8 protein-coding genes are annotated in these 9,769 nt (G+C 59.6%); 5 read left to right on the forward strand and 3 right to left on the reverse strand.

From position 1 onward, the window contains the following. Positions 1-6 precede the first annotated feature (6 nt). From SGJ19_08310 to SGJ19_08320, 3 genes are all read left to right on the forward strand, one after another. Complete coding sequence (locus SGJ19_08310; protein ID MDZ4780240.1) at positions 7-192, forward strand: hypothetical protein; 186 nt, start codon at positions 7-9, stop codon at positions 190-192. A 129-nt stretch (positions 193-321) separates the two neighbouring features. Continuing rightward, positions 322-888: a hypothetical protein gene (locus SGJ19_08315; protein MDZ4780241.1), complete on the forward strand. Its 567-nt coding sequence runs from the start codon at positions 322-324 to the stop codon at positions 886-888. Positions 889-991: 103 nt separating this feature from the next. After that, a complete protein-coding gene (locus tag SGJ19_08320; protein ID MDZ4780242.1) occupies positions 992-1,558 on the forward strand; it encodes a hypothetical protein in 567 nt (188 codons plus the stop codon). A 127-nt stretch (positions 1,559-1,685) separates the two neighbouring features. Here the strand turns inward: SGJ19_08320 and SGJ19_08325 are convergent, their stop codons facing one another. Further along, complete coding sequence (locus tag SGJ19_08325; protein MDZ4780243.1) at positions 1,686-3,032, reverse strand: NAD(P)/FAD-dependent oxidoreductase; 1,347 nt, start codon at positions 3,030-3,032, stop codon at positions 1,686-1,688. A 507-nt stretch (positions 3,033-3,539) separates the two neighbouring features. On the opposite strand from SGJ19_08325, the gene glnA reads away from it, so the two are divergent. Both glnA and SGJ19_08335 read left to right on the forward strand, forming a co-directional pair. Further along, entirely contained in the window at positions 3,540-4,952 is a 1,413-nt protein-coding gene (gene glnA / locus SGJ19_08330; GenBank protein MDZ4780244.1) for a type I glutamate--ammonia ligase, read from the forward strand. Between the two features lie 290 nt (positions 4,953-5,242). Next, positions 5,243-6,691 carry an FAD-binding oxidoreductase gene (locus SGJ19_08335; GenBank protein ID MDZ4780245.1) on the forward strand — a complete coding sequence of 483 codons (1,449 nt, stop codon included), beginning with the start codon at positions 5,243-5,245 and terminating at the stop codon, positions 6,689-6,691. 138 nt (positions 6,692-6,829) lie between these two features. Here the strand turns inward: SGJ19_08335 and SGJ19_08340 are convergent, their stop codons facing one another. Both SGJ19_08340 and SGJ19_08345 read right to left on the reverse strand, forming a co-directional pair. Then, the gene (locus tag SGJ19_08340; GenBank protein ID MDZ4780246.1) at positions 6,830-7,930 is read right to left on the reverse strand and encodes a cache domain-containing protein; all 1,101 of its coding nucleotides are present in this window, start codon (positions 7,928-7,930) and stop codon (positions 6,830-6,832) included. Positions 7,931-8,365: 435 nt separating this feature from the next. Then, positions 8,366-9,514, reverse strand: coding sequence for a DUF1559 domain-containing protein (locus SGJ19_08345; GenBank protein MDZ4780247.1), 1,149 nt, complete (start codon positions 9,512-9,514; stop codon positions 8,366-8,368). Positions 9,515-9,769: the final 255 nt, after the last annotated feature.

A 9,769-nucleotide genomic window follows, 5' to 3' on the forward strand; every position in this document is an offset into this window, starting at 1 on the left:
CCTCCCATGACGGCGCCCGAAGTTCGGGCCCCGCTGCGGCACTTGCTCGGCGTGCGCCGCTGGAACGAAAAAGAAATCGTCGCCTGCTCTGCCTGGCGACAATCGCGCAACTCCATCGCCGCCCAATGTCCTGCAAAACGACGTAAAACGGCCCGGCAGAGAAAGAAATTGAAAAGGGCGCTGTCGTATTAAGCTCCAGGTTGCGCATCCCCACACGCCACTTCGGCAACGCGAAGTTGTAACACTTTCGTCCTCCCCTCGCATTGTTGGGTAGTACGAACGAACCGCCAACTAACCGTTTTCAGGAAGTGGGATACAACAATGAACGACCAAGGACGACTAGACTACAAGTTACCCGGCAATAAGAAGGTGAATCTCGCACTATTTTGGGCGACGAATTCCTTCGGCGACAAGCACACTGCCGGCCTCAATAAGGCGGAGGCCATGCTGAAAGAGCACGGCATGGGTCTGAACTGCTGGCCGTCGAGCCGTATCAAGACGCCCGATCGGACGTTTGATTTTGGGCCAGAATTGATCCGCGAAGAGCAGTACACCGACATCTATCGCACGGTAAGCGGCGTCGCCGACGGGGCAGGGTTGCGAGAGCACTTGATCGTGGTGTTTTGCAGTTTTGTCAAGCGCGCCAATGGCACCACGATTTCTCGAGGCCCGTTGCTTTGCTTCCGCAGGCCGATGGTGTTTGTCTCCTGCTCGCCAGGAGACGACGCGGTGACGCTACTGCATGAAGTCGGTCACGCCGCGGGCATGGACCACGACCTGACCTCCACAGGAACGACTGCCCGCAATTTTATGAACGAAGCGGAGACGCGCTCCACGATGATGAAATGGCAGGTGGAGAAAATGGGGCAGGCGTTCTTTATCACCTGATACGCGCCGAGCCAGTTCCGTAACAACCGTACCGCGGCGTTGCATTGGTAAGTAGTGCGAAATCTCCGGCAACACGACCAACCCCAAACAGTGGGACAACACAATGAGCGACGAAGGACGATTGGACTACGTGGTTCCCGGCGACAAGAAGGTGAATCTCGCCTTGTTCTGGGCGACGAATTTCTTTGGCGACAAAGACAAATTCGTCATCGACACCGCGGAATCGATGTTGAAGGAACATGGAGTCAGCCTCGTTTGTTGGCCGTCGAGCAAGTTGAAAACGGCGGACAATACGTTCGATTTCGGCAGCGGACTGATGCGGCAGGAACAATATAGCGACATCTACCGCACGCTATCCGCAGCCGCGGAAAAGGCCGGCAAACGCCAGTCGTTGTACGTCCTGTTCTGTCAATTCATGGGTCTCGCCAATGGAGTGACCATCTCCAACGGCCCGATGCTCTGCTTTCGCACGCCCATGGTGTTTGTCGCGCCGACGCCAGGTAACGACGGCGTGACGCTGTTACACGAAGCTGGCCACGCCGCTGGCTTGGACCACGATAAAACGTCCACCGGCAAGACGGGACGTAACTTCATGAACGAAGCCGAATCCCGGTCGACGATGATGAAATGGCAGTTGGAAAAGCTGGTGAAGGCGTTCTTTATTAGCTGATCCACTTCGATGCCAACTGCCCCAGCGTCGCAATCATTGCGCACTATCGGAGTACACAATGTCCTCTCCGCCGAGGTCACAGACCTCGGCCACAGAAGATGGAAGGCAAAGAATTGCCGGCGGATCGCTACTGCGCCCGCAATTCTTCTGGCAAGTACAGTTCGTTCTCCTTGTTTTCGGCGATTTCCGCCGGCGTGCCTGCATCCCATTGCGTCGGGTGCTGGTGCCCTTTGGGATAGAGCGATTCCATCGGTTCCCAGACGCAATCGACGCGGTCCGCGAACAGGTCGCCGATCAGCAGATCGGTGATCGTGTTCCGGAGATGGGGGAAATTCTTGACGAAGTGGCCGAAACTGAAGCCGTTGTAGTATTCGCAGACCAGGCGGCGCATGCGGTCGATGCCCCGGTTGAACGCCGGCGCCCAGGCGCCCAGTTGCGCGGCGGATAGATCGTTCTTGGCAATGCCGTCGCAGATCGCATCGGCAGCCAGTTCGCCGGATTTGAGCGCCAGGAGCACGCCGGACGAATAGAGCGGGTCCAGGAACCCGAAGGCGTCGCCGATCATGACCCAACCGTCGCCGGCGGCCTGCGTGGCGCGGTAGGAATAGTCCTTGGTAGCAAAATAGCCCGCAGCGCGCTCCGCGCCTTCGATGCGCTTTTGAACGGCCGGACACTTTTCGACCTCTTCGTTGTAAACTTGTTCGTGCGAGCCGCGCCCTTTGAACAAATAGTCGAACGGGCCGACGACGCCCACGCTGATCGTGTCGTCGTGCTGCGGGATGTACCAGAACCAACCTTGCTTGTCCGGCGTCTGGATGACGATCGTGGCTCCCTCATCGCGGCCCGTGTCGCGGTAGGCGCCTTTCCAATAGGTCCAGATGGCGCCCTTGTTCAACTCCGGATCCCAAATTCGCAGCTTCAATCGATTCATCAACATCGCCGATTGCCCGCTGGCGTCGACGACCGCCTTGGCATGAACGTCGAGTTGCTGCCCGTCCTTGGTTTGAATGCGCACGCCGGTCGCACTGTCGCCGTCGAACAGCACTTCCAGGACGCGAGTTTCTTCATGCGCTTCGACGCCATGCTCGCGCGCGTTCTCCAGCATCATCTGGTCGAACTCGCTGCGAATCACCTGCCAGGTTTGCGAGCACTCGTGCGGCTTGTTGTCGTGGAAGTAAAACGGCGCCGATTGCTTCCCGGCCGCGTTGACGAACTGCACGCTGAACTTCTTGACGAAGCAACTCGCCTTCATCTTCGGCAGCATGTTCAGCCGCTCGAGCACCCAATACGTCTCCGGGATCAGCGATTCGCCGATGTGGAATCGCGGGAACTTATCCCGCTCGAACAGCACGACCTTGTGGCCCTGCTGGGCGATCAACGTGGAGACCGTCGCCCCGGCCGGACCACCGCCGATGACCACCACGTCCGGGTTCGTGTTGACGCTGCTTTGCCCGCCGGTTGAGTCCAAAAACATGGCCGCCGCTCCTGGGGGACGAACGAGGGAACGCCTTAGCTGTTTCACGGATTGTTGTCTAAACAACTATAATCGGCAAGTGGGGGTCGATTCAACGTCTGGCGACGAGTTACGCCGCTAAGCCCAGGGAAGGTCGTCCTAAACCGCCCCATCGGCAGCGGTTCATTGCGACCTTCCCTGGGCTTGGGGAGGATGCATGCCTGGCAAACGGCACCTCTACTTGCCTCGCTTCCGCACTACCGATTCACGCCCGGTGGCTGGGCGAAATCGACCTAACCCGATTGATTTCCCGGCATTATGCGCTATGATGCCCGTCTAACGCAGATGTCGGCACCGTGATTGCTTTGCGCGGCCGCTTGTCGAGTGCGAACCGCCAGCGGCGCCCCGGAAGGTTCGCGCAGAGGGCTCCGCCCCGCCGCACGCCAGGGGAGCCACGCTCCCGGCGTCTAGCGGATGTCGCACTTGCTCTCAACCCTTCTGGATTCTGTTCTGAAAGGAACTCCTCACGTGAAACCAAAGGAAGTCTTGGCATTGTGCCGGGAAAAGGACGTCAAGGCGGTCGATCTTCGGTTCATGGACTTTCCGGGCCTTTGGCAACACTTCACGATCCCCGTCAACAAACTTGACGAGGGGGTTTTCGAGGACGGCCTGGGCTTCGACGGTTCCAGCATCCGCGGCTGGCAGGCGATCAACGAGAGCGACATGCTCGTGCTCCCGCAGCCCGAGACGGCGTTCATCGATCCGTTCACGCCGATCCCCACGCTGGTGATGATCTGCAACATCCAGGACCCGATCACGCGCGAGGATTACAGCCGGGACCCGCGCAACATCGCCCGGAAGGCGGTCAACTACCTGAAGAGCACCGGCATTGCCGACACCTGCTACATCGGCCCCGAGGCCGAGTTCTTCATCTTCGACGACGTGCGTTTCGATCAGAACGCGCACGAAGGCTACTACCATCTCGACAGCAACGAGGCCGAGTGGAACCGCGGCCGCGTCGAGAACCCGAACCTCGGCTACAAGCTGCGTTACAAGGAAGGCTACTTCCCGGTGCCGCCCGCCGACAGCCTGATGGACATCCGCAACGAGATGATGCAAACGCTGATCGACGCCGGCTTGGACGTCGAGGCGCAACATCACGAAGTCGCCACTGGCGGCCAGTGCGAAATCGACCTGCGCTTCAATGAGCTGGTCAAGATGGGCGACATGATGATGATCTACAAGTACATCATCAAGAATGTCGCGAAGCGGCACAACAAGACTGTGACGTTCATGCCCAAGCCGCTTTTCGGCGACAATGGCTCAGGCATGCACACGCACATTTCGCTGTGGAAGGGAAGCGAACCGTTGTTCGCAGGTTCCGGTTACGCAGGGCTGAGCGAAATGGCATTGCATGCCATCGGCGGCTTACTCAAGCACGCCCCGGCGATTCTGGCCTTCAGCAACCCGACCACGAACAGCTACAAGCGTTTGGTGCCCGGCTACGAAGCCCCGGTGAACCTGGCGTACTCACAACGGAATCGTTCGGCCTCCTGCCGGATCCCGATGTATAGCCCGAGCCCGAAGGCCAAGCGGGTCGAGTTCCGCTGCCCCGACCCGAGCTGCAATCCGTACTTGTCATTCTCGGCGATCTTGATGGCCGTCATCGATGGCATCCAGAACAAGATTCACCCCGGCGACCCGCTCGACAAGGACATCTACGACCTGGAACCGGAAGAGCTGGCCAAGGTGCCGAAGACGCCAGGCTCGCTGGAAGAAGCACTCAAGTCGCTGCGCGCAGACAACGACTTCCTGCTCCGCGGCGACGTCTTCACGCCCGACGTGATCGACACCTGGATCTGGTACAAGACGGAAAAAGAAGTCGACGCGATGCGGCTCCGCCCGCATCCGTACGAGTTCTGTCTGTACTACGACATTTAGTGCAGCGGCCTCAAGCAATTGTATAGATCAGCCGGGCGCATCACTCTGGTGGGGCGCTCGGCTGTTTTTGTTGGCTGCGGAAGCTCGCCGACTCATTCCATCGCGACGGTCGCTACACTCTACGAGTGAGGGTCGGCTCATCGGTGGCGACAGGCGTTGGCGGAGGGCATTCCATGTGCGTGTCAAAGTCGACAGAAACGAACTCCCGTTCGAAGCGCTCGCGCCGCCGTGTTTTTCTTTGGTGTAGTGCAGCGGCGATCATATTGGTCGCCGCATTCTCGGCACGGTCGGTGGTTCATCTCGTCCGCACGGCCTGGCAGGACGTGGACGCCCGAGAACCTCTCTCTTCCGGCCAGGCCGACGACGCAAGTCGACTGAATCGCACTCGTGTGGCCGAAGTGTGGAGGATCCCCGCCGATCGTGACGACGCTGAGCGACAACTAGCTGACCTGCTGCGCCGCGCGAAGCGCGACCAATTGCGGATTTCCATCGCCGGCGCACGGCACAGCATGGGAGGTCACACGATTTATCCTGGCGGAATAGTGATCGACATGCGGCCGTTCCGCGCCCTGACTCTGAACGCGGACAAGCGACTAATGACGGCGCAAGCGGGCGCCACCTGGGAAGAGATTATTCCCTACTTGGACGCACAAGGCTTATCAGTCGCCGTCATGCAGTCCAACAATTCATTCACGGTGGGTGGCAGCCTCGGCGCGAATTGTCACGGCTGGCAGTATGGTAGTGCGCCAATCGCGTCAACTGTTGAGAGTTTCCGGCTCATGTCGGCCGAGGGTTCGATCCTCCGCTGCAGCCGTCAAGAGCATGCCGAATTGTTTTCACTTACACTGGGCGGCTACGGGCTATTTGGAATTATCCTCGAGGCGGAACTGCGAGTTGTTCCGAATCAGTGTTATCAACTCGAGCAAGCGATCGTGCCTACGACCCAAGCTTTGACGACGTTCGACAGAATTGTGGCGGAGCATCCCGATGTCGAGATGATGTATGCCAGAATGAGCGTGGCGCCTGAGCGATTTCTCGACGAAGTAATCTTGAACGCGTTCTACCCTGCTCAGAGGCCCGACGCGACCTTGCCGGAGTTGCATGCGCCCGGCATGGTCGCCATTCGACGCAGCCTATTTCGCGGTTCCGCTGGAAGCGACTATGGCAAAGCGCTGCGTTGGGAAGCAGAGACCAAATTGCAACCGCATTTGTGCGAGCAATTCTACTCGCGCAACCAGTTGCTCAATGAAAGCACGACGACGTTCGAAAACCGCTTCGCCGATTCGACCGACATCCTGCACGAATACTTTGTCCCGCGCGACGGCGTGGCGCGATTCGTCGCCGAGCTGAAAAAGCATTTGCCGCAGCCCGAGGTGGACCTGCTCAACGTCACCATCCGTGAAGTGGAGCCGGATCGCGACACTTTTCTGCGCTATGCCGAACAACCGATGTTCTCGTTTGTGATGCTCTTTCAGCAACGCCGTGATGCGAAGGCGGAAACGAGCATGAAGTCGCTGACGCGAAAGCTGATCGACGCGGCAAATGCCTCGGGCGGGCGATATTATTTGCCATACCGACTGCATGCCACGTCGGCGCAATTGCGTCAAGCGTATCCCCAGGTGGATGATTTCTTCGCGCGCAAGCGACGGTACGATCCTGACGAGTTGTTTCAGAATCAGTTCTACGTGACTTATCGCGAGTCCCCGACGCCGCAAACAAGCGAGTCGACCGTACCATAAGAGCACGTGATCAAGCAGTCGCCAAAAGCGGCGAGCAATCAACTGCGAAACCGTGTTCGACACGATGGAGTGCCAAGGATCTACGTCCTCTTTCCCTTACTTGCGCAACGGGTCAGTGTGATTCCTTCCGTGGGCGCACTACGCGCGCGATTCCTGCAAAATCAGCGAGTGCCAGCCCGTGCGGTAGGTTTCGAAGCCTTGCGATTGGGCGTGGGCGACGCAGTGCTTCCGACCGTTGATGGTAACGTCGCGGAATTCCTTGCCCGTGCGCAACAGTTCCGCCAGTTCCGGGAACGCCAGGCGCTCCTTGAGTTGCCGGCCCGCGGAGTCCGCCAGGACGTTGCCAAGTTCATCGACGATGCAGACTCGCGAGCGTTCTTTTTCTTCCGGCAGCAGCGGCGTATTCTCCATCAGCGTTTGCGCCAAACTGTCCCAGTTGAAGATGATGCCGAGCACGCCGAGCAACTCGCCGTTGACATCGCCGTTGGATCGCACACCGGCCGAGTAGACCAGCACGCGCCGGCCGCCCACGAGTGACGAGGCGTGAACCGATTGGAAGCCGAAGGTTTCGCCGTTGCGGGTCGCCATGGCCGAGCGGAACCATTCCTCGCCGGCATGGTTGCTGCCTTGCGAGGAAAACTGGTTCGGTCGGCCGTTGGCGACGATGTTCCCCTCAGCATCGGCCAACACCAGGTCGTAGTAGACCGTGTAGGAATTCAAGATCACGCCCATCCGCTGCGAGGCGTATTCGCAGGCCTCGGGCGTGCGTTTGGCCAGCGCGTCGACCAGGCTCATGTCGGTCGCCCACCAGCGGCAATCGCAGGAGCGTTCGTAGAGATTGCGATCGATCAGATCGATGTTCGTCATCGCCAGATCACACAGCCGCGTGCCGCGCACCTGCGTGGCCAGCGTGGTGCTGATCGCCTCCAACTCTGTGCTCGCCGCGCGGGTTTCGGTGGAGACGCTCTCCGCGACCTTGGCGGTTTCGTTCGCCATTTCGCGCATCGCCAGCACGACGACTTGAAACGCCTGCCCCGCGGCGCCGGCCCGCGCGGCTTCAATTTGCGCGTTAAACGTCAGCACGCGCGTCTGCGCGTTCAGGGATTCGATCTGCTCCACGGCATGTTGAATGCCGCGAGATAACTCGCGTGAAAGCGCGGAAATGCGTTCGGGACTGCCGCTCACGGAGCGCGACGCTTGGTCGCTGCTCCCCGGGGGCGTGGCAACAGCTTGAGACACGGCGTGTGCTCGCTTTCTAGTTTAACGATGTCGTGAACTCCGCACGGTTGACGAGATTCCATTGGTCGCCTCAACGAGGTCGCCGCCAGCCTGGCGACGTCGCCTATCCTCGTCTTTTAGGATGTAGCACACATACTTCTTGGGGGTGCGGGGAACCGATCGAAACCAAGCGGGATTCTTCCCTTGAAAACAACGGCCCGGAAACGTGATGGCGCGATTGCGCCGGTTTTACGGCGAGATTGGGCTACATCAGGCGACGCGAACGGCCGCAAAGCAACGTGGCGCAGCGGTCGCCAGCAGAATCGCGCGTCATTTGGCCGCGACTACAAATCGCGAGCGGCGCTCAGACCCAGGGAAGGCCGTCACAAATCGAGCGATCGGCGACGCTTCGGACGGCCTTCCCTGGGCTTTCCGAAAGAAACCGTGCTCAGGCAACTAGTACTCGCCAATCAATTTCGTATAGGGTGTGCCGATTTTCAGCTTCGCATCGTCGCGATTTCCCAGGCGGCCATGCGTTGTGTTGTTGATCGTATACGAAATGCCACGAGCGGAGCCATCCGCGAAGACCACGTTCCAGGATCCGGTGTGAGCGCTGCCGAACGCGTAGTCATTGGATACGCCTGGAGTGTCCTGGCGCGGCATGCGCGCACTCGTATTGTCGACGTTGGGATCGGGTCCAGGGTACGTGCAGCGATAAATATCGTTGTCGTAGCCTACATACATGTGTTCATTGTCGGCGCCGTCCAGGCCGGTAGCATACTGATCCGCAACTACGTACCGTTCGCCGAACAGATACGTATTGCTGGTGCCGTCCTTCACTTGGTTGATCTTGACTGTGCTGCGTAAATAACACATTCCGGAGTGCAAAGCCGGGTTCGGTGAGGAGCCGGAGCGCCCGCCGGCGACTGTCGCCCGATCGGCTTGCCTTGAATTGCCATTTCCGTCCCTGGTTGTTACCCACCATTGCGGGTTGAGACCATCTGTCCAGCTTCGCGGCCCGCCGTCCATTTGCGTAAAGTTCTGATCCCCACAATTTGCAGCGTAGTCTGTCCTCGCCACGGTCGTGAGGCCGATCGCATTAATCGCAAAGCCAGCGCCCACAAAGCGGTTCTGATAGACAGCCGCCGGTCGGCGCGTCGGGCAATTGAACGTGGGGATCGGGGTGGCAGCCATCTGCCCCAGAAGCACCTTCTTGCCGGTCGGCGATGTATCGTCCGGCGCTCCTTTGCCAAGCTTGCGCAGCGCGGGCTGTTCGATGTACGCCAGGATTGCGTAGACCCAGCCGCCGGGTTGGTCCTTGCCGTAGCCTTGATCGGGGTCGCCGATCCAGTCCCAGCCCCAGCCGCCCGTGGGGAAATGCTTGTGCGAGTTCTCATGCGTATGAGCGCCGAGGCCCATCTGCTTCAAGTGATTCAAGCACTCCGCCTTACGGGCCGCCTCGCGGGCCACTTGCAGCGCCGGCAGCAACAAGGCGATCAGGATCCCGATGATCGCGATGACCACCAGCAACTCCACCAGTGTGAAGCCGCGCCGGGCGCGGAGAGGAGCGGACGCGGCATTTGCGCTAGTCAGGGGCGAGTTCATGACGTTTCGCTTGTCGCGAGAGGAATAGAGATCGACGACCGAGTAGGAACGAACATTTCGGGCGGCGCGATTGACCGAAATCCACGACCGCGAGGGCAGGAAGTCGCTCCTGATTATTCCACGAACCCGCGTCCAGGTCCAGCGCACGGAGAGATTCCTCAGGACAACTGCAAAGTCATTTGGCACGCATTAGGGTCAGGCCGAGGGTGGGATTCCAGGCGATTTGGTCGGCGCGGCCGCGGATGGGAAGTTGGG

Source organism: Planctomycetia bacterium (assembly GCA_034440135.1).
Classification (GTDB): domain Bacteria; phylum Planctomycetota; class Planctomycetia; order Pirellulales; family JALHLM01; genus JALHLM01.